Genomic DNA, 21,393 nt, shown 5'->3' on the forward strand with positions numbered 1-21,393 from the left:
CGGTCTTTGCGTTGGTAATCAGGACCTATCGAGTCCATCAGCGAAGCAGCGGATGAAACCCGACAGGGCAAGGCAGTCATCGTTGTCTTGAGGGTGCCTCAGCTTGAACGCCGCCAACAGTTCGTCCCAGTGGCAGCACAACTGATCTATTTGTCGCGACGTATTTGGTCGATTGTTTCTTTAATCTTAGTAGCCGCTTCTTCCGTGTCTCCTAGTGGCTGTGCGGGCACGGTCTTCTCCCGGGTATAGCCGATGTGCTTCATCCAGCTGGCAGAACGGTGCTTTCGTAAATTGCTGACCTGCTTATAGAGTGGATCGGCCTGGATTGTTTCAAGTGATTGCTCAGGCACCGGGACATTCAGGGCAGTCAAAATCGTCTGGGCCATAAACAAGTGACCGTCGGGTCCGGGATGGACGCGATCCTTTGAAAACACCTCGGTTCGGGCATCGCGCGCCTTACGCATAGCCGAATGCAAGTCGATCACGTGAACCCCTGGTTCGTCGAGTTTCATTTCCCATGCGGCATATTCTGTCATGACCGAGTCGTAGTTGAATTCACCAGGCTTGGTAGTCGTATCATAGATGGGTGGCGTAACAAGGACTATCTGCTCAACACCTGCCGCCTGACACGCTTCGATAAGCTTCTTCACACCGTTCTGGAAAGCGGAGAAACGCTCGGAATCGAGCGGTTGATAGATCCCGTCGTTGATGCCATAGCAGGCAAAAACAACGTCAGGCTTCGCTTTCTCCAAGAGCCGCCCAAGACGTTCAAAAAGGCATGGTCGTGGAAACTTACCGCCTGCGTGATTGTCTTCACTAAGGCCAGAAAGTGTTTCGCTCGCCAGGCCAAGGCCATAAATATCGAAGTCTTGTTCTGGGTATAACTTTTCCAGGTAATAGTCCACGAATGTGATGTACCCGCCTGCCTGTGTGATGCTGTCTCCGAGAAACACCACGCGTTTACCAGCAATGTCTTTCGCTGTAATCGGCTGCTCGGCATAGGCACTCGCCGTGACGAATAACAACAAAACAGGGAGAATAGTCTTCATGTAATTCATATTTCGCCTCGTATTTGGTTGGTTCAGTTTGACTCAATTGTAAACTACAGCGCTGCGCAATTTCGACCGTTTGCACGGCTGCGGCAATATTCGTAAACTATTTCCAGCCTTCTATTTCAGCTGAATATCACCAAGTGTGCCTGGTCTGCCGCAGCCCATTCAGCGGCGCGGTAGTCGCGTTTCCATAGTTTCGACGCAAGTTCTACCGTGCAAACCACATCTCACTCGTTTAAGCGTCCCAAGGCAGATCTTTCAATCCTGGAATTGCTCGCATTGCAGTTCCCCAATGCCGACGCGGCCATTGCCGAGACCGCCCGCCTGGCGGCAGTGCAGACTTTGCCCAAGGGGGTCGTGCATGTGATCAGCGACATCCACGGCGAAGATAAGAAGCTGCAGCATGTCATCAATAATGCATCGGGGACGCTTCGTCCGCTGGTGGAAGACATGTTCGCGGACTCGATGACCCCAACCGAGTTGGAAGAGTTCCTCAAGTTGACTTTTTATCCGGCAGAAGTAACCACACGCGTCGGAGAAACGCTTACACAGCCAGAAGAAATTCGGGCTTATGCCCTGCAGATGCTCATGCCGCAGCTCGAGCTGCTTCGCTACCTTGTCTCGAATTTTAGCCTTCGATTGGCAACCAATCTCTTCCCTGCAGAATACCGAGAATTGCTGCTGGAGATGATGCACGCACCCTCGACGGAACGAGGCCCGGAGTTCATCGGAGCAATCCTTGATGAACTTGTACGGCGTGGTAAAGCTTTGCACTTGGTGCATCTGCTGGGGCGGTTGATTCGTAACCTGGCCGTGGACGAGCTGATTATTGCTGGGGACCTCTGGGACCGGGGACCACGTGGCGACCGCGTCATGGAATATCTCCGCCTGCAACCTAATGTCGAGTTCATTTGGGGCAATCATGATGTCCTCTGGCTGGCTGCCTCGCTCGGACATGAAGCCGCTATCTGTACGGTATTGCGAGTCTCGCTACGTTATCGACGCATTGGCCAGTTGGATGAAGGTTACAGCGTTCCCCTCACGCCGCTGGAACACCTGGCAAATACCGTCTACGCAGACGATCCTGCCGAGTTCTTCATGCCCAATGGGCAAGGAATGCGGCCCAAAGAAGTCGTCGCGAGAATGCAAAAAGCAGCGGCGATCATGCAATTCAAGCTCGAAGGTCAGATGATCGAGCGCAACCCTCACTGGGAACTGGGACATCGCAGGTTGATGCACCGTATCAATCACCAGGAGGGGACCATTGAAATCGACGGCGAGACATACGCCCTTCGCGACACCAACTTCCCGACAGTCGATCCGGACAATCCTTATCAACTGAGCGAAGAAGAGGCGGCCTGCCTTTCCCGTTTGAAGAATTCATTTCTGAACAGTCAAAAGCTGCGGGAACAGATGCGCTTCATGGTCGGTCATGGATCGATGTACTTAAAGCGAGATGAGTGCCTGATTTATCACGGCTGTGTACCGGTCGACGCAGATGGCAACTTTCTGCCGATCACGATCGACAAGAAATCGGTATCGGGAAGAGCGATGTTCGAGGAAATCGAAACGGTCGTCCGACGCGCTTTCGTGAATTCCGAACAGGCCGACCTCGATTTTCTGTGGTACCTATGGAGCGGTCCGCGATCTCCTCTGTTTGGCAAGGACCGAATCGCAACGCTGGAACGCGACTTCATCGCAGATAAGAAACCTCATCACGAATCGAAGAACACCTATTTCACATTGATCCACGAAGTGGACTTTTGCGACAAGGTACTCGAGGAATTTGGCATGCAGGCCGAAAGGGGTTTGATCGTCAATGGCCATGTTCCGGTTAAAGTCGAGGCCGGCGAATCACCGCTAAAACGCAGTGGCAAAGCGATTACAATCGACGGTGCTTTCTCCGAAGCGTACGGAGATTACGGCTACACGCTGGTGCTGGAGACCGATCGCATCGTCCTGGCACAACATTCTCACTTCGAATCGGTGGAAGCGGCCATCCGGGATGGGGTCGATATCATTCCTCAAGTTCAGAACATTCGCGTGTTTGATTCACCACGGCGCACCGGCGATACCGAACGCGGCCAACGAATCGGCTTCCGGATGGAAATGCTCGAGCGACTGATCGAAGCTTATCAAGAAAACCGGCTGCATGAGCGTCCCGTCATCACGAAGCCTTAAGTTTCGTTGCCTGGCAAACCGGTACTAAGCGAAGTATCGAACGAATAGCGACCGAAGCTCCGCGACATTAACTGGCTTCACAAGCACCTGATCGCACCCAGAAGAGAGGCATCTCTCGACATCTTCGCTGAGTGCAGCAGCCGTCAGGGCAATGACTGGCGTCGAGATCTTTTTCGACTTGAGGAGCCGGGTCGCTTCATATCCATCCATGCCCGGCATTTGCATGTCCATAATGATCAGGTCATATGTGGAGCCTTCAACCTGACGGGCCAACACCATGTCGCAAGCTTGCTTCCCATCCTCAGCAAAGTCTGGCTGAACCCCTAATCGGGCGAACACCTTCTGCAGTAAATACCGATTCGCCTCGACATCCTCTGCGATCAGAATCGAACGGTTATTCCAGGCATTACCATTCGTCTCTTCAATCGATTTCTGCTCAGGCTGACGATGTTCCTCTTCCTCCAGACACTCCGGCGTGTCAAGCTCCATGAGAAAGGTCGAGCCAGCGGAACTCGTCTTCTCAAGCCTCAGGAAGCCACCCATCTTCGTTGCCAGTTCTCGGCTAATGGAGAGGCCCAACCCGATCCCCATTCGCTTCTTTTCCAGGCTTGCTGGTCCTTGGTTAAAGGGAAAGAAGATTCGATTGACAACTTCCGGAGGAATACCGGGGCCAGTATCGGTCACACGAATGATCAAACGCTGCCGCGAGTAGTCGTATTCAGACTCGCAATTGATCCAACCCTGGTCGGTAAACTTGATGGCATTGCCGAGCAAATTGATCAATATCTGCCGCAAACGAACTGGGTCGACTCGAAGAAGTTGGGGACAGTTTCGTGGCAGCTCCCACCTAAGATCGAGCCCGCTACTTGTCGCGCGGTACTTCACAAGTTCGCATACCGCATCGATGAGCCGACTCACATCGGTCGGCACAGGCTCAACCTCGAGTGTGCCCGCTTCGACTTTCGCGATATCGAGAAGATCGTTAATCAATTCCAGTAGATGTTCACCACTACTGGCAATCATGCCCAACATCTTTTCCGCGTCATCCGCCTCTAGGTCATGCTGAAGGATTTCCGCGAAACCGATAATTGCGGTCAGGGGCGTCCGCAGTTCATGGCTCAATGAAGTAAGAAACTGGGACTTGGTGCGGTTCGCTTGATCGGCCAGCGTCATGGCCTGCTCTGCTTTGCGCTCACTTTCTACGACTTTCAGCAATAGCTTGTGACGCTCAATCGCATTGCGGGCAATCCGGGGAAGAATTTGCTCGGTAATCTGAGACTTTCCGAAAAAGTCCTGAACTCCACGTTTGAGAAAAGACGTGTCTAAAGCACTCGAATCAATGCTGCCAGTAACAAGCACGATCGGTACTGGAGGGATACTCGATTCGGCCAGGAGAAGCTCGACAAATCTTCGGGCATCCATGTCAGGCAGTCGATAGTCAAGGAAAACCAGATCGACTTCCGATTTGAGAGCTTCGATCTTTGCCAGCCCTTCGGCGCCGGTGGAAACCTCGGTAAACCGATAGCGACTATTCATGTCCTTGCGAAGCGCAGAAATGACAGCATCACGATCAACATCGGAATCGTCGATGATAAGAAAATGATACTTCAAAGCAGTCCTGGCCTAGCTAGTCAATTCCGAGGCGATTTGACGAACAGTTAACATGTATTGATCCGGGTCGGGAGACTTGGTGTAAAAGTCGGCTGCACCAAGCTTCAACGCCATCTCGCGATCCGCGGGACTTGAAGAAGTCGTCAGCACAACGACGCGGCGTAGACGTTCCGGCAACGTTTCGGCAAGTTGTGCGAGCAGTTCAAATCCCTTACAGCGAGTCAAATTAAGATCAAGTAAGATCAGTTGCGGAACGAGCTCTTCAATTATCCTCTTGCCTTCGGCGCAACACTTTGCCCGAACAATTTCCGCGTTGGGATGCACAAGACGTACGGCCATGGTTCCCACCTCGTAATCCAGATCGCTATCTTCGACGAAGCATATGATTGCTTGGGACATGACTATTCAACCTGTTCGAGAGTAAAAAATATGGTCGAACCTTGCCCTGGCTCGGATTCTATCCATATCTTGCCACCGTGACGGGTGACAATTTTCTGGCAGATTGTCAAACCGGCACCCGATCCACCACCAAATTCATCTGGCAAGTGAAGGCGGCGAAACACCTGAAAGACTTCTTCCACATTCTCCGAAGCAATTCCTATGCCGTTATCCCGCACGTAGAGAACGGCCTGATTCTCATGGTCAGCATCACGGCCTTGCCAAACACCTACTCTCAAATGCTTTAGGCTGTTTTGGTTGTACTTGATTCCATTGGCGATCAAGTTGGTAAATAGTTCGCGGACGCAGAGGTAGTCGGCCCAAAGGATCGCATTGCTTTCGATCGAGACCTCAATTCCACTGGGAGTCGGTCGACCAACAACCATTTCCAGAGCCTCGTGGACAACTTCTTTGAGGTCAACTCTCTCGAATTCAAGATTGCCCTGCCCTGCTCGAGAGAGCCTGAGCAACCCTTGAATCAATTCGTCCATCCGGGACGCAAGCTTCGACAATGTCGCCAATCGTCCCTCCGTCGCCTCATTCAGTTCGACGCCCAATTCGCGCCTCAAAAGAAAAGCCGTCTGCTTGATCCCACGCAATGGCTCACGTAGATCATGCGATGCGGCGTAGGCAAAGGAATCCAGGTCGGCATTGATGCTGGCAAGCTCGTCGTTCAAGCGAACTAGTTCGGCAGCACGAAGACTAAGAAGTTCGACCAAGCCACTACGAAGTTCTTCCGCCATTTCGCGGTCAACTAACGCCCATCGTTTCGATTGCCGATGAACGGTTGTCTTCCACTGCTCAAACGATTTCCGTGGTGAAAGTCGGATTCCATTCTCGGATTGAACCGTCGACTTTTCAGGATTACCGGCCCACGTCACTTCGCTGACATATTCATCGCGGAAGAACAGGAGCCAATTGGCCTCCGGGGCCGAAAGTGGTACGGCAAGGCATCCGCAAACTTTGCTCTCGTCCTCAACCAGATAGCCTGGAACGGAATCCGCAAGACAGTGCGTGTCCCAGATACCGACCGTTTCCTTTTGGGTTGATTCTGCATGCTGGACGATCGATTGAACCACCTCAGCACAAGGGGTTGAGCCAAGCAGTTGCACATTTCGCTCAGAAACGACGCCTAATCCATTGGAATCGACAACCTGCTGCAACTCGGGCCAAATGGTATCGATTGATCTCCACACATCGGTATTCTGCGTAATCAGGTCCAGCACGTTATGAAAGTTTCGTCGCCGGCGAACACGTTCGTGATTGATTTCCGACTGTTCTCGTGCTGAAAGGTAGTTCCCAATGACAAGCCCCATGATCTCGCATGCAGCGCGTTCTTCCAGGCGAAGCGGTTTTGCCGAGTAGTGATGACAGGCAATCAATCCCCACAGGCGATTATCGATAACAATGGAGATCGACATGGAAGCCTGAACCCCCATGTTCTGCAAATACTCGATATGTACCGGCGATACGGCCCGAAAACAGCTAAGACTTAAATCGAGCGGTTGCTCCGCATCGGCGTGACATCCAGGAAGAATCGGCACCGCACTTGCGTTCACATCACCAATCGAACGGACCGTATTGAGAATATAGAGCCGGCGTGCCTGCTCAGGAATATCGGTTGCCGGATAGTGCAGCCCGAGAAACGAACCTTTGCCTTCGACGACTGACTCGCCGATGACTTCACCATGATTGTCGTCAGCAAATCGGTAAAGCATGACTCGATCGAAGCCGCTAATATCCCGCATCTCATCGGCGATCACCTGGTAAAGTCGCTTCAGATCGGTACTCTGCTGCAATCGCTGGTTTGCCTTGGTGAGTTGCAGAGGCAAGCTCAGCTCTCCGAGCTTCTCCGTTGAGTCTTTCTCAGCTGCCGGCTGCTCAAGCTCGACGATGAGCCTTCCCTGATAAACATGGGCAGCTGCGGAGAACGGCAGCTCCGAGCCTGCTCCCAGTGCTCGAAGCTTGATGGGACGGACGACATTGCGTAAGCCGGTTGCCACGATTTGCAACAATTCACACGAGGCTTCGTCAAACAGTCCGTGAACCGTCGCCCCAATTTCCGGAATTGCCTTAAACCACTGATCCGCGTTCTGCGACACATGTCTTAGTGATAGGTCGCCTAGACCAAACGCCAGCAAGGCACCATGCGGCTGCACAGCACCGGCCAAGTGAATCGGTTCGCGGTCACAATTAGTTAAATCAACTTCGGACCTTTTCGTTGGTGATTCAGGATCTGTCATGCTCTGGAACTTAGTTGACCACCATAAATCTGGAACATTCTTCGGGCAGCACTGACGGCTGTTGCCACTTCATCCTCGGTAGTGAGAAAGCGATCTAACCAAAGCTTGGTTTCCTGCCAGCGACGTGCAGTACCTTTGCCGTAGGCACTGAGAAACTTCACCGGCGCATCGGCTGAAGAATCGAAATTGGTACAGGCCAGGTTGCAGAGGAATAGGCTCCCCATCGTCGATCCTTCCAACACGTACAGAATCCCGGCGGCGTCTGCTGGACCTTTCACCCAACGATATAGCTCATCTGCTGGAGGCTGGTCATCGCAGGACTCAATATGCGCCGCACCAATATACTTGGCTGTCAGTTCGCCCAGGTCCGATTGAGCCCATGCCGCCGTGCGGCGAGAAGCGACCCAACTTTCCAATACCCCGAAATACTCCTCGATGATTCGATCGGCCGGGGAAATGAAGTAGCAAATTTTGGTTAGGAACTGCTGGTAAGCCCTAAGATCACCGAGATTTGCCCGCCAATCGATCGACTCTTCGACTTGTCGATGGAGGTCGTCTGTCGCCGATTTAAGCGCAGAACTAGCGTCCGATTTGTTATTTTCGGTAAGCGGAGACATAGAAATGGGAGGTTTCGTTGGACCCGAGTAAGAAATAGAAATCGAGTATCGAAACGTGCCCTAAGCACGCCTACTTCGTACGGATCCGCTCAATCCATACAGATAAGCACAGCCGTAGAAGCAAATCCCCCGAGAAACCTCATCATAGCGCTAGATTGGCTTTCGTCAACCGGCTGAGACAACAATTCGCCAGCCGCGTTAGTTGCCGTGGCTGGCATCGAGACCAGAATGGGAGCGGTACAGGAAAGCGTCGGATGTGAGCAATGAGGTCAACATTGCTTTCATGCTCCCTCCGCTTTCCTTGTAGGCACGGTAGGCATCCTGCAGAACGGGCCGGTCGTTGAGCGTCTCGTTGCGCCCAATCCAAAACCGGAAGGCATGACGAACGAAGACCTGCTCGGCTCGCTCGCTTTCGGCGATCTTCTGGATCAGCTCGATGGCATTGGCAACCTCACCGTCCAGTTCAGGATCACCCGAATCGATGATCTCACCTGACGTGTCGACCGGCTTCTCCAGTTCGGTCTTTCGAAAGAGACCGGCATGGTTGTACATTTCAAAAGGTAAACCCAAGGGATCCATCTTCTGGTGGCAGGTCCAGCAGTATGACTCGCGCGTCACCCGCATCCTCTCACGCAGCGTGTGATGCGGTTCATCGGGCAGCATGGCATCAACCGTGATCGGCACATCGGGAATGCCGCCACCAAGCAGCCGTTCGTAGACCCATCGTCCACGACGGATCGCGTGATTGTCCATCGCGTCCGAATGAGACACAAGCCAAGTGGGATGTGTCAGGATGCCAAGTCGTTGCCCCTCTGGCACCGTGGCGAGAACGCGGTCTGGTTTCATTGACCCAGCACCAAAGCTACGCCGTCCGACACGGGCATAGATCTTGTCGCCTGACAGTTTCGCTTCGTCCACCTTGTGATTGATGTTCTTTCCCTTGTTGGCCAGCGACTTCGGTGGCTTTTTGCCAGGATTTTCTTTCTGCCAGGCTTCGAGTTCGGCATCGTGCCTCTGTCTTGCTTCGGCAATCGATTTGGCGGTTTCCTTCTGAGAACGCCTTTCCCCGAAGACGATGCTGTCGCTCCTGGTAGCAACAACCTTATCGGTGGTTAGCAACTGCTTCAGAACATCCTTGTCTTCCGCCAGAATCAATTCCACCAAGCGGTCCGTGCTCGCGGTCGCATCGAACATCGAGAAGTAATAGCCCTGTCCACCACCAACGCCAGTATCCGCAAGGGCCTTGGTGTCTTTGCAAATGTAACCGCCCAGATCGTAATCGAAGTAATCTCGGAAGAACTGCAAGATGCGTGGTTTCCGAATGCTGTCGTCAGCCAACATCCGCTCGACTTCACGCTTTACGTCAGCTTTAGTCCGCATCCGACCTTCGATGATTGCCTCACGCAATGCTTCATCAGGCGGGATATAGCGAAACGCGTGATTGACCGCTAAGCCTAGTTCCCAATCTTGGAGCATCACACGGCCGTCGCTGTCAGTCTTGCCGTTGGCTGCCAGTTCCGTCCGAAACAAGGCATCGCGATCGAGAAAGATCGACGACAGGCCCAGTATGGCTCCTTCTTCTTTGCCAAGCTTACCGATCGATTGTTGAACAATCGTTACGTAGGCGTCCGACTCCTGGGGTGCGGGGGGACGAAAAGTGAGTGCCTCGAAAAGATAGTCGACGGCCGCTCGAACTTTTTCTTCGTCTGCTCCCTCCTCCTTCATCAGGTCATACACCGGCGTTAGAGGACGCACAATCTTGGTGTTGTAAACGATCGACGTAGGCAGACCACGAAGGTCGCCCTGCATCTTGTCTCGAATCGAGTTTGGGTCATCGGTGATTTGATACGGCTCGGCAATGCTCAGCGGGCCGTAGGCCATATAGCGAATCACATCCTCGGCAATGTTGATGATCTGAGTCGCTTCGGCGCTATTCACCGTATGGAAGTGAGGATAGTTCTTCAGCCCGTGATCGCGCGACGAGGAAAGCACCGCCGGAACACTCTTCACGGCAGTGGCATAGGCGACCGTTCCTCCTTGCCACTTGATGATGCGATCGACGCCAAAGTAAAGCTTCAGTTCCCCACCATGATTGGTCGGAACGGCATCACCATGAGCTCGTAAACCAGGCTTGGAGGGATCGAACGCCGGCTCGCTGTTGATCAGCTCATTCAGCCGCGTGATGTGCTCTTGGGGAGTTACCCGCCAGATTCGTGCCGGTGACGAAGTTGGCTGAAGCTGAATATCATCGGGCAATGGCCCGAACAGCAGATCATGATCGACAAAGTTACCCTTGCCCGGATCGAGATGTGCCTGAAAACCGCCTTTGTCTTTCAGTGCCCGGGAAAGCTCCTGCACGATCCAGTCGGAAAGCTGAAGCCTTTCCACTACCTCCAGCTGAGGCATATCTTTCGGAGGCATCTGCTTCAAAGTGACTTGTGCCCATACCGAATTCCAAGCCTGTGCGTTTATGCCATCGACGGCGTCCAGGTCATGCAGCGAAAAATTGCCTTCGTTCGCTTCAGGATCTTTCTCACCGTGGCAGTCCCCACAGTACGTGGCCAGAAGCGGTTTTGCAAAGCTGCGAAAGTCCTTTTCAACGTGTTGACCAGGCGTGTATGCCTGAGCGTTTGCGACCGCAAGTAAGCCACACCAGAACAACCCGGCACAAGCGTATGCAAGCTTGCTCATACAAGCAGTTCCTTGAGTGGTCCGTTACCGTCGTCAAACTTCTTGGCCAGCTTTTCATCCATGTTGAAGCGATCGCACGTTACGCCTGCGGCTCGCAGCAGCGAAGTATAGAGGGCATTGATCGGACGGTTGCCGTCGATCTGGGTGAAGCGACCGGTCTTGAATGCGCCGTCGAAATTACCCAAGAGCATGACCGGCCAATTGGCACCTCGTGTATGCTGACTATCCGCATTATTGCTGGTGTAAACGATCAGCGTGTTGTCCATCATGGTGCCACTGCCTTCGGGCACGCTTTCCAGCGATTCGATAATCTTCACCAACATCCGGCTGTTGTACTGGCGGATCTTGATCCAGATTGGATTGTCAGGCTGCTTCATGTGCCCAAGGTTGTGTCCTTGCTGCTCTATTCCCAAGCCTTTCCAAGCTCCGAAGATTTCCCCTCGCCCCGATCCGATCGTCAGGGTGTTTGTGATCCCCGAGGTAAGCGCCGAGATTCCCAGGTCCAACAAGACATCGTGCCAATCGGTCTCGTGTTCCGGATTCGTGTATCGCTCGTCCACTTCCGGTGCGAACTTCTTCAAGTGGTCGGAGACAGTATCAAGACGTTCACGCAGACCATTGATGTCCTGGAATCCGTTCACGAATTGCTGATAACGCAGACCATCGGTTGCGGGGAGAGACTCTCCCTTGGCGGCCGCCAGGAGTTCTATCTGATTGAAAACGTTGGACCGCGCCTCGTGCTGCCGGCGAATGTCACCTGTCGAGATGCTGCCATACAACATCTGATAGAGGTGATTGGGGTTCGAGTGCATGAAGATCGGTTGACCGGCACCGCTGGCAGAAAGGGTCGCCAACGTCGGCTTCGTGGTCATGTTCTCGATCGAGTCCATACCGATACACAGATGCGGCAAAAGCGTCTGAGGTAGTGCCTTGCTCAACTCGTAGTCGATCGTCGAACCACTTGGCGGAACACCATCCCCACCACGATAGCCACCCAACGCGCCAAAGAACGCGCTATGCGACGGACTGGTATGGATGCCATGCAAACCATTGATAATGTGCAGGCGATCTTTGTACGGCTCCAGGGGGCTGATCGGTTCTGGCAATTCGGCTTGAGCCAAGGAACCGCTGTTATGAATCCCCTTGGGAATGCAGGTGGCCGGATCAAAGCCCTGATTCTGCATGAAGAAGATAATGCGTTTCGGCGTGGTGTTCTCCGGAGTCGATGCCAACAAACGCTGGGAAGTTAAGGGAAGTCCCAGGGCAGCACCGGCGCCGGATGCCACTGCCTGCAGCATGGTTCTACGGTTAAGCATGATCGATCCTTCCGCAAATCAAGGAGGTCAATTGCCTTTGCTATTTGCTTATAGCACGGCAAGAGAACGCTTGATCTCTTTCGTGGGGAGTTTCGCAATGGGAGATTCTGCGAAGCAAATAAGGAAATGGTGGGAACGTTTGCAAGATGTTGGTGGGTAGGGTTTACGTTTTTTAGTATATCGGCATGAATGGCCCAAGACTACGGAAATCGCCGGGAAGCATTCAATTTTTTGGACGAATCGTAGGCCTTTTCAATTCCACTTCACCCCTGAAAACCCGGTTTCAGCGAATCGTGACGGGGATTCTCAATTGTCGCTCTGGATTCTCGGCACTGCGTGTGTATTTTCCTTGCCCCATCATGAGTCGCAGCGTGTATTTACCGGGCGAACGCGGCAGAAGAAGATGTGCTTGCCGCTGGAAGGATTCTCCAGGAGCAACCTCAAAGGGGATCTCGATCGGCGGCATCGACTGAGTTGAACCTGACTCATCGGCCCAAGAATAAGCGAGATGGATGGCATTTTTACGTGTTCGCGGCCAAGATGTCTCGCCTTCATTGGTGACGGTTATGGGGATAGCCACATAGGACTGGGGGAAACGCATTCCCCCTAACACGAACTGGTAGGCACCTCGCTTTTCGGTGATCAGTCGCTTCAGCTCGTCCTGATCCAATTCAATGGAGCTGGCCAGGTCTGGAGCGCCTGGCGGATCCGGATCATCGGCACTGAATGGCTGCAAGATTTGATAGTCGGAAATTGGAACCAGTCGCACCTCTCCCAAAACTTCTCGCAGGCACTGCGTGTAGGTCAGTACCGCCCCAACCAGAATCACCATAAGCACTCGATTGAATCCCTTGGTAAGCCATGGCAAGGCAATCACCATGAACGCCAAGACGGTCCCCATGGCCTTCGAGTAGCCACTCAGGTCAATCCAAACGGTCTGGGACATCATCGAGAGGACGACGAAATACGGAAGCAGAATCAGTGACAAGGAAGAGATTTTGCGAATGTTCCACAGGACGAAGAATCCCAGAAGCATCATGGCAAAGTAAAAGGGACGCATCAAGAGGCTGGGGGAAGCGATCGCCGTTCGAAAGAACGCCACGAAGGGAAGGTCAAGAATCACCCCGCCTGCCGACTCGGAACCGGATTGCCCAAAAAAGGCACGCAGATAGATCTGCCAACCAATAAACACAGCACACGGAATCGCGACGAGGGCAAATTGCCAGAGGGACGTTCGATACGCCCAATAATTCCAGGCATTAGGCCTTCCGTCGAAAACGGTAGGGGGCACCCTGTCATCAGGCGCAACCATCAACCGGTTGGCCAGGCGTTCCCAACCTAGTCGGCGTAGAACCACAACGACCCAACCACCACTTTCCGAGGCCCCTTTCCAGGGAACGAGTCCGGCAACCGATGCAGCGGCAACCGTTCCAGCGATCGCGAAGTAAGGTTCTCGCGTCAAACACATCATGGAAGCGGCCGCGGCATACGTTAGGGTCATCCCACGAATGAGCGCCAGCATGGCCAAGATGAAAAACACATCGGCCAGCGGATCCGGCTGCCCGTGCAGCAGACAAATAGGAATACCCACATTCGCTGCCCACCCGAGACACCATAGCGGCGAGTATCGATTAGCCACTAGCCATGCGGCGAGCGTCCCCATGGCGATCCCGACAAATGGCAGCGAAGCAAAGAGAAACGTATGGGGCGAAACATAATCGCTTCCCATTAGTTCGCTCAGCAAGCGTGCCACGATTGGCAGACCGATCCGTTGATAGCGATACGGAGGTGCATCAATGTGGGTGTAAGCATCTGGGTGGGGAAGCAGGTAATTCGCTTGGAGGTAATAGAACTGCCCATCCCAGCCGATCTCTTGATTCGGATAGTACCCTTCTTCCATCAACCGCTCGGGAACACCGAAATGGTACCCAGGAAGAATCATCCCTCCCCAATCACCACAGTACTTGTTGTAGGCCGCGATGAAGAGGACCGCATAGGCAAGCAGCATGCCTATCAAGGCCGTCGCGAGAAACACGATCACGAGACGACGCGTCGAAACGGGCTCGAAATCGGGGTCTGGTGTTTCGGTCGAATCAGCAATCATCGCATCTCGCGTTCCCTGCGATGGTTCTACCGTGATAGCAGTGATATCAATCACCCCAAACCAATCGTTTCACGCCACTCTGGTTCTCGTCTCGAGTAATGAGCGTGACAGAATAACTTGGTCGCGGAATTCCACCAAGATGAATCAACAAAGCGGGCAGGCCTGGAAGAATAGAAAAACAATGAAACCCGCGAATTCCTCGGCGAAATTGCCCCATAGGTTGCGGTTCTCCGTGAAGGCCGCGGCCTGATCTAAGCCTGTTTCCTGTTGCACCAGGAAGCGTCATTTGATATCTACTCTCCACCCTCCCGCGCTACATAAAGCCTGTTGAGGCAGCCATTTTCCGAGACAAATGGCTTTGACCAGATCGTATTCTTCGATCGCTCGAGCAAGTTGGCCATGGAATCCCCAAACAACGTTCTGCAGTGGCTTCGTCGCCAAACCATTCTTTCGCACTGGTATCGCTTTCGATATCTGATCGGATTCATCCTGATCGGGATGGCATCGATCTGCCTTGAATTGGCCGTGATGAACACAATCATGCCTGAGAGCTGGCCACGCCTTGGCCGGGCATCGGCAGCGCTCGTTTTCGGCATCGTTTTTGGCTACATCCTCAATGCGAAGCTTAACTTTCAAGTCGCACCCAAGTACTTGCTGAGCACCTTTACCAAATACTCGGTCGTGTCCGTGTCATCATTTGCGCTGAACATGACCGTAATCTCGTATGTCGAGGTCTCGACAGACTCACTTTATTGGGTTCTCCGTCTGGGCACGGCGGCCGCTCTATTCTCTTTTGCTTACACGCTGCACCGCTATTTCACCTTCGATCAAGCTCGTAACCTGGGGGTCGCCGTCTACGCCGCGTCAGATGAAGACGTAGGGGCCATTTTCGATTCGGTCGGTGACAGCTGCGATCATATCCACGTAGATTTGGTCGATGAGACCATGGGGGATAACCCCGCACCCGTCAACGTTTTCAAGCTTCAGGAAGCTCGCAAGTATTGGCCCCATCGGCAGGTTGCTCTGCACTTGATGACGCGACAGCCTTCGCGATGGCTGGATCGTGTCTGGAATGATGTCGATTGGGTCCTTTTCCATCTGGAAATTGAAGAAGACCTGAACAAGCTAATCTTTCAGTGTCGCCAGCACGGGAAGAAAGTCGGGGTCGTTTGGCGAGTCGGCAACGACCCTGCCGATTTATTGCCCTTCTTAAATCACGTCGATTTCATTATGGTTTTGGGAATTGCCAAACCAGGTCAATCGGGTCAAGAGATCTGCAAGGAAGCGATCGACCTTGTTGCCGCTTTGAACTCCATGCGTTCAAAGTACAACTTTGAGCTAATGTTCGATGGCGGAGTGAACTCTTCGACCATCTCCCAAATCGAAGCCAAATATGTCGTCTCCGCTTCTGCAATTCTGCGTGCGGAGAACCCGATTTTAGCAGTCGACGAAATCCGACGGCGCGTTCAATACCCCAACAAAGCGGCAGCTTAACGCAACGGAAAGATCGGCTTTTGAGCCTCATCCCGATTCATCGCAAAGGATTGCCAATATGAATCTTACAGAACTTCGGGAAGCCGTTTGTTACGCCAACAAGATGCTCCCTCAGACCGGTCTTGTGACGATGCACTCGGGCAATGCTAGCGGTCTGGATCGTGAATCGGGCCATTTGGTGATCAAGCCATCCGGTGTCGACTACGACACGCTAAAACCAGAGATGCTGGTCGAAGTGGACCTGGAAAGTGGCGAAGTGGTCTCCGGCGACCTTCGTCCGAGCGTCGACCTGCCTCACCACCTGGCGCTTTACCGCAACATGCCAGAGGTCAACGGCATCATTCATACGCATAGCAACTATGCCAGTTCGTTTGCCGCCGTTCATTCCAGCATCCCCCTTTGCCTGACGGCGATCGCAGATGAATTTGGCGGCGAGATCCCGTGTGCACCGTTTGCAGACTGCGATGACCACTCCATCGGAAACTGCATCCTCAAGCATCGTGGTAAAGCACCGGCAATCCTCCTGGCCAATCACGGCGTTTTTGCCTGGGGTCCCAGCCCGAAAGCCGCTCTCAAAGCGGCAGTCATGACCGAAGACGTCGCCAAGACGGTCTTTCTGGCCAAGCAATTGGGCGAAGTGAAGATCCTCTCCTTCGAGGCTGCCGCGAAGTACCACGATCGTTATCAGAATCGCTACGGGCAAAAGAAGGCCGCCTAAGAGATGACCTCGTTTGTCACCGATTTCATCTCGGTTGATCCATCGCCAGAATTCAGCCGAACGATTAACGCATACAAACAGACAGTGCGTGAGCTTGTAGGAAACCAGGTTTTCCTGAACGAGCCGCCTCACATGACGGCCTACCTGGCTCGATTTGCGGAGGGAACCGATCTTTCCCCCTACGTGGTCAACCTGGCCAAATCGATTTCGGCTCCCACGCTTCGGACAACCGGCTGGCATGTGTTCGATGCCGATCCCATGACAGGCAACCGAACCTTGGTCGTCAACTTCGACGAACCTTCGCAAAGCCTGTTGCGATCGATCCAAAAACAGATCGGATCAGCGCTGCAGGGACGCTACGACAAGTCCGCTACAAAACAGCGTTACGCCGAGGCTTGGGACCACTTCGCACCCGAGCAGCGCGAGGCCGTCGAATCCGTTGGCTTTCCCTTTTGGGGCTCAGGCTGGCATCCTCATTTCACGATTGCCTCGATCCGTCCATCGGACTGGCCGGCTGTCGCCGACAAGTTGCTCCCGACTCCACCATCCGGGGACATTGCCTGTCCAAGCTTGACACAATATCGCGTCATTGATGGTGAATCACATCCCATCTTCTCGTTTGACCTTCGGTGAAATGCATGCCTGAAAACCAAGTGGCCAAACAGCACCCTTCCGATCACGATGCTACGTTCGATCTCAATTCGCTTCCTCCCATGAAGCGCGAGATTGTCCATGCGTTGCATTCGGTTGCGGACTCCATTCCCTGGGTACTTTCGGCCACACTGACCGGCAGCTTTCTTAACAGCGACGATCTCTCAGGCGTGAGTGACATCGACTACATCGTCATCGTCGACCAGCTTCAGCGGGAACGTTTTGATAGCCTGCAAGCCGCTTTTCAACAGCAGCTCGAGCCTGTCGTTCAAGCCCACGGCTGGAAGCTTCGCATCAACCCAACGCTCGGTCCGCTGAAGTTCAACGACGAGCAAACGGCCGTTTTGCACTTGATGCTGTATTCGCGAGAAGCCCACGTCAAGCATGTGATCGAAAGCCCCTTTACCTGCTTCGACTGGCAGCTTTCGCCGGTAAATCACCGTGCGTCGATGGCCGACATCTATCCGGCGTTTGCACTTCAACCAAGACACTTTGTTAGTGCCCGGCGAAGTATTACCGACTACCTCAACGACTATCGAGCACGCGTCGTTTCGTATCGAGAACTTATCTGCAATGACGTCTCGTATGAAGAACGGAAGCAACTCAAGCCGATGACGGTCCGCGATCAACACGAGTTCGCGTATCACATCATCCGCTTCCTCATGAAGAACGTCGTCAAGCTACTCACGCGATCAAATCGAGATTTGCCAAGCGAAGAATTGCAGACGGCTTTCTTTCGCTACTTCCCCGCCGAAGAGTCTTCCATCCGAGCATTCTTTGGGGAACTCTCTGCCTGCAAACACAGTCAACAATTCGATCCTCCGGTAGACAACTTAGACGAACGCCTAGAGTCGTTTGCCGCGATCTTCGAAGAACAATTCCGTTCGATCTTTCACGCCGAAGCAACGCGTCATGTCGTCTTCCGCCATGCTCCGACACCGCAAAACTATGCCGAGGATGGTTCGGTTCGATTCCTGGGAAGAAGCAATCCTGAGATTCTGCCGCTAGAAGCCGCGGCCTTGAGTGATCTGAACGCGGCCGTCGCTTCCCTGACAAGCCCGCGATACTATTCATCTCCCCAAACGCGATGCCGGCAATCATTGGCATCGATGGATCCAGGGGTCGAAGTTGAAACGGACGATCGGCTCCAGGAAATCAACTACGGGGCCTGCGAAGGCATGACGGTTCAAGCCGCCCGGAATTCGCACCCGGCTTTGTTTCAGGCCTGGCAACAAGGCCAGGACCCCCGTTTTCCTGGCGGGGAATGCACCGAGGACGTTCTACAACGATCGCTCGAGGCAATGACCGATGTCTGGGACAACAGCCAAACCGATACCGTGACCTGCACGCACAATGTGGTCTTACGCTGCCTGGTGGGCAATGCATTGGGTGTTCCGCGCTCGCAGTGGTATCGACTCAAGATTCCTCACCTGGCCCCGATCACGTTCATCCGTACACCCGAGCATGGCGTCTACCTCGATTTGTCACCTGAGGTCGAGCGTCAGATCTTCCAATCCTTTTCGGACTCCATGAGATAGGCATGAATATTATCGTTCCCATGGCAGGTGCCGGATCCCGGTTTTCTTCCGCAGGCTACACGCTACCCAAGCCACTCATTTCCGTGGATGGCCTTCCCATGGTCGTTCGCGCGATTGGTGACTTGCCGTCTGCAGAACGCATCATCTTTCTCGTTCATCGCGACCACGTGGCCGAGCACCAGATCGACCAGGTGCTGCGAAGTCACTTCTCCGATTGCGAGATCGTTGTGGTCCCCGGCCTGACTGAGGGACAGGCATGTACCGTGCGACTGGCTGCCGAAGCCTTCGCGGATGATACGGACGTTCTCGTGGCGGCATGTGACAACACCCACGTGTACGACGAGAATGATTTCCTCGAAAAGACAACGTCTCAACAGTGGGATGGCCTGATTTGGACCTACCGCGGTGACAATCGCGTCTTGCCCAAACCGACAAGCTATGGCTGGGTGGCAACCGACGAAGACAATCAATTTGTCAGCCACGTGTCCTGCAAGAAGCCGATCTCGGAAGATCTACTGAACGATCACGTCGTGAGCGGTTTCTTTTGGTTTCGTTCTGCCTACCAACTGTTCGATGCCATCGACGCCTTGGTGGCTTCGGATCAGCGGATCAACAACGAGTTCTACCTGGATGTCGTCCCGAATGGGATGATCGCCAGCGGCAGTCGTTTTGGCACCTTTGAAGTTGAAAAATACATCGGCTGGGGCACTCCGGAAGAGTTGCGGGACTACCAGCGATGGGAGAAATACTTTGCCCAGCAACAGCAACGAAAGCTCGTCGCCTAAGGTATCGCGACAGATCCTTCGCTTTCTCGTCATCGGCGGAAGTTCGGTCGCGATCGATGGCATCTGCTACGCGTTGATCACCACGCTGTCAGGCATTTCCCCAGACATCGCTAAGGGGATCTCGTACGTATGTGGGATGCTGTTTGGCTTCTGGGGAAACAAACTCTGGACCTTCGAGTCGACCAAACGATCGGTTAGCGAACCTATTGTCTACGTCGTCATTTATGCTTGCACCCTCGGCTTGAACGTGGGAATCAATCGCGGCGTCCTTCTATTGGCAGGAGACGAATTCCGCTTGCTCGGTTTCTTCCTGGCAACCGGAACGACCACTGTCGCCAACTTTGTGGGTATGAAGTTCCTCGCGTTTCGCCAACAGGTTCCCGCGAATTCCGACTTGGCGGCCTCGCCTGGCGAACCACCGGAAGTCGCGATTCCCACATCTGACCGCAGGGCAGCCTAACCGAGGACTTCCATGCTATATATTGCTCATCGCATCAATACACGCGACCAGTTGGCGGACGTTCCGACCGAGTACGGCGTCGAGCTCGATTTGCGAGATCATGGTGACGATCTCATTCTTCAACACGATCCCTTCACAGGCGGCGAACGATTTGAAGATTACCTGGCCGAGTATCGCCACGGGCTCATGATCTTGAACATCAAGAGCGAACGAATTGAACATCGCGTCCTGGAAATGATCCAAGGGACCGTCGACGACTATTTCTTCCTCGATAGCTCCTACCCCATGATTCGCACTCTTTGCCGACAAGGCGAGAGTAAGATCGCCGTTCGCTTCTCCGAGTACGAACCCATCGAGTCGGCACTGGCCTTGGCAGGCGATGTCCAGTGGGCCTGGATCGACTGCTTCACCAAGATGCCGTTGACGGACGAAACATACGATCAACTCAAAGCTCACTTTAAGTTGTGCATTGTTTCACCAGAGCTTCAAGGAAGAAGTGTCGAAACGATCGCCGACTATGCCGCGTCTCTCTCTCCCTATCCGGTCGATGCGATTTGCACCAAGCGTCCCGATCTGTGGCAAGCGGCCTTATCATCCTAGCAGCACCGCTGACCTTGACCCTTTGGCACCTTTTGGCCTATACCTTTTGGCGAAATCGTGTCGCAGAACCGTTCAGCTAGCACCGCCCTTCCCCAAGGAAGAATCCGTTGAATACCACACTTTCCATCGTCGTCCCTTGTTACAACGAATCGAAAAACCTGGACCGACTGGTCTCGGCATTTCGGGACGCGATCGGTGACCGAAAAGATATCGAGCTCGTGCTGGTCGATAACGGGTCGAAAGACGACACACCGGAAGTCATGGCTCAACTGCTGGCTCATCCCGAGAACGCATTTGCCCGAGCGGTTCAGATCGACGTCAATCAAGGCTATGGCTATGGCATTCTGTTCGGTCTCCGCAAAAGCCACGGCGAATACCTGGCTTGGACGCATGCCGACCTGCAAACTCCGCCTGAGGACGTGATTCGGGCTTTAGACTGCCTCATGCAGATGCCCAATCCCAAGAACTCGCTGGTCCGCGGCAATCGTAAGGGTCGCCCGTTTTTCGATCAGTTCTTTACCTCCGCGATGGGCTGGGTTGCTTCGGCAGCGCTGAGCGGTTCCTACTTCGACGTCAACGCCCAGCCCAAGGTGTTCCATCATTCATTGATGCAACACATGGACGAAGCTCCCTACGACTTCACCCTTGACCTCTACATACTGTACGTGGCAAGCGAACTGAAGATGGACATTGAACTGGTGGATGTCCGATTCGATTTGCGTACCGAAGGCGAATCCAAGGGAGGCGGAACGCTACTTGGCAAGTATCGCCTTTGCAAACGAACCTTTGGTCAGATCTGGAAACTGCGTAAGGCGCTCAAACAGTCGCAACGCACGTTTACATCCAAGCAGGATGAAGCTCCTGCAAAGCAACGCTCTGCCGCGTAGGCTATCG

General features: G+C 53.6%; 17 protein-coding genes. 9 read left to right on the forward strand and 8 right to left on the reverse strand.

The features are described from left to right. Positions 1–146: 146 nt before the first annotated feature. On the reverse strand, positions 147–1,049 hold the full coding sequence (locus PSR63_RS07705; protein WP_274332145.1) for an SGNH/GDSL hydrolase family protein: 903 nt from the start codon (positions 1,047–1,049) through the stop codon (positions 147–149). 216 nt (positions 1,050–1,265) lie between these two features. Here PSR63_RS07705 and PSR63_RS07710 point away from each other — a divergent pair, with 216 nt between their 5' ends. After that, the gene (locus PSR63_RS07710; protein WP_274332147.1) at positions 1,266–3,233 is read left to right on the forward strand and encodes a fructose-bisphosphatase class III; all 1,968 of its coding nucleotides are present in this window, start codon (positions 1,266–1,268) and stop codon (positions 3,231–3,233) included. 24 nt (positions 3,234–3,257) lie between these two features. Here the strand turns inward: PSR63_RS07710 and PSR63_RS07715 are convergent, their stop codons facing one another. From PSR63_RS07715 to PSR63_RS07745, 7 genes are all read right to left on the reverse strand, one after another. Next, positions 3,258–4,844: a hybrid sensor histidine kinase/response regulator gene (locus PSR63_RS07715; RefSeq protein WP_274332148.1), complete on the reverse strand. Its 1,587-nt coding sequence runs from the start codon at positions 4,842–4,844 to the stop codon at positions 3,258–3,260. Positions 4,845–4,856: 12 nt separating this feature from the next. Further along, the gene (locus PSR63_RS07720) at positions 4,857–5,243 is read right to left on the reverse strand and encodes a response regulator (RefSeq protein ID WP_274332149.1); all 387 of its coding nucleotides are present in this window, start codon (positions 5,241–5,243) and stop codon (positions 4,857–4,859) included. Between the two features lie 2 nt (positions 5,244–5,245). After that, the gene (locus PSR63_RS07725; protein ID WP_274332151.1) at positions 5,246–7,525 is read right to left on the reverse strand and encodes an ATP-binding protein; all 2,280 of its coding nucleotides are present in this window, start codon (positions 7,523–7,525) and stop codon (positions 5,246–5,248) included. After that, positions 7,522–8,142 carry a biliverdin-producing heme oxygenase gene (locus PSR63_RS07730; protein WP_274332153.1) on the reverse strand — a complete coding sequence of 207 codons (621 nt, stop codon included), beginning with the start codon at positions 8,140–8,142 and terminating at the stop codon, positions 7,522–7,524. The genes PSR63_RS07725 and PSR63_RS07730 overlap by 4 nt, the downstream gene beginning before the upstream one ends. Before the next feature lie 198 nt (positions 8,143–8,340). Continuing rightward, a complete protein-coding gene (locus PSR63_RS07735; RefSeq protein ID WP_274332154.1) occupies positions 8,341–10,833 on the reverse strand; it encodes a DUF1588 domain-containing protein in 2,493 nt (830 codons plus the stop codon). Continuing rightward, positions 10,830–12,149 carry a DUF1552 domain-containing protein gene (locus tag PSR63_RS07740; RefSeq protein ID WP_274332156.1) on the reverse strand — a complete coding sequence of 440 codons (1,320 nt, stop codon included), beginning with the start codon at positions 12,147–12,149 and terminating at the stop codon, positions 10,830–10,832. Before PSR63_RS07740 ends, PSR63_RS07735 begins: the two co-directional genes overlap by 4 nt. Before the next feature lie 283 nt (positions 12,150–12,432). After that, positions 12,433–14,307: a hypothetical protein gene (locus tag PSR63_RS07745; RefSeq protein WP_274332158.1), complete on the reverse strand. Its 1,875-nt coding sequence runs from the start codon at positions 14,305–14,307 to the stop codon at positions 12,433–12,435. Positions 14,308–14,652: 345 nt separating this feature from the next. Here PSR63_RS07745 and PSR63_RS07750 point away from each other — a divergent pair, with 345 nt between their 5' ends. The 8 genes from PSR63_RS07750 (at position 14,653) to PSR63_RS07785 (ending at position 21,386) form a co-directional block, all read left to right on the forward strand. Further along, positions 14,653–15,747, forward strand: a complete 1,095-nt coding sequence (locus tag PSR63_RS07750) for a GtrA family protein (RefSeq protein WP_274332160.1) — start codon at positions 14,653–14,655, stop codon at positions 15,745–15,747. A 58-nt stretch (positions 15,748–15,805) separates the two neighbouring features. Further along, complete coding sequence (locus tag PSR63_RS07755; protein WP_274332162.1) at positions 15,806–16,465, forward strand: L-ribulose-5-phosphate 4-epimerase; 660 nt, start codon at positions 15,806–15,808, stop codon at positions 16,463–16,465. 3 nt (positions 16,466–16,468) lie between these two features. Then, positions 16,469–17,098: a 2'-5' RNA ligase family protein gene (locus tag PSR63_RS07760; RefSeq protein ID WP_274332164.1), complete on the forward strand. Its 630-nt coding sequence runs from the start codon at positions 16,469–16,471 to the stop codon at positions 17,096–17,098. Positions 17,099–17,103: 5 nt separating this feature from the next. Next, positions 17,104–18,654: a histidine phosphatase family protein gene (locus PSR63_RS07765; RefSeq protein WP_274332165.1), complete on the forward strand. Its 1,551-nt coding sequence runs from the start codon at positions 17,104–17,106 to the stop codon at positions 18,652–18,654. 2 nt (positions 18,655–18,656) lie between these two features. Next, on the forward strand, positions 18,657–19,439 hold the full coding sequence (locus tag PSR63_RS07770) for an NTP transferase domain-containing protein (protein WP_274332167.1): 783 nt from the start codon (positions 18,657–18,659) through the stop codon (positions 19,437–19,439). Next, positions 19,405–19,899 carry a GtrA family protein gene (locus tag PSR63_RS07775; protein WP_274332169.1) on the forward strand — a complete coding sequence of 165 codons (495 nt, stop codon included), beginning with the start codon at positions 19,405–19,407 and terminating at the stop codon, positions 19,897–19,899. The genes PSR63_RS07770 and PSR63_RS07775 overlap by 35 nt, the downstream gene beginning before the upstream one ends. A 12-nt stretch (positions 19,900–19,911) precedes the next feature. Further along, positions 19,912–20,499 (forward strand): hypothetical protein, encoded by a 588-nt coding sequence (locus tag PSR63_RS07780; RefSeq protein ID WP_274332171.1) that lies wholly within the window; start codon positions 19,912–19,914, stop codon positions 20,497–20,499. Positions 20,500–20,606: 107 nt separating this feature from the next. Next, positions 20,607–21,386, forward strand: a complete 780-nt coding sequence (locus PSR63_RS07785) for a glycosyltransferase family 2 protein (protein WP_274332172.1) — start codon at positions 20,607–20,609, stop codon at positions 21,384–21,386. The last annotated feature ends 7 nt before the right edge of the window (positions 21,387–21,393 follow it).

It is taken from the genome of Bremerella sp. P1 (assembly GCF_028748185.1).
Classification (GTDB): Bacteria; Planctomycetota; Planctomycetia; order Pirellulales; family Pirellulaceae; genus Bremerella.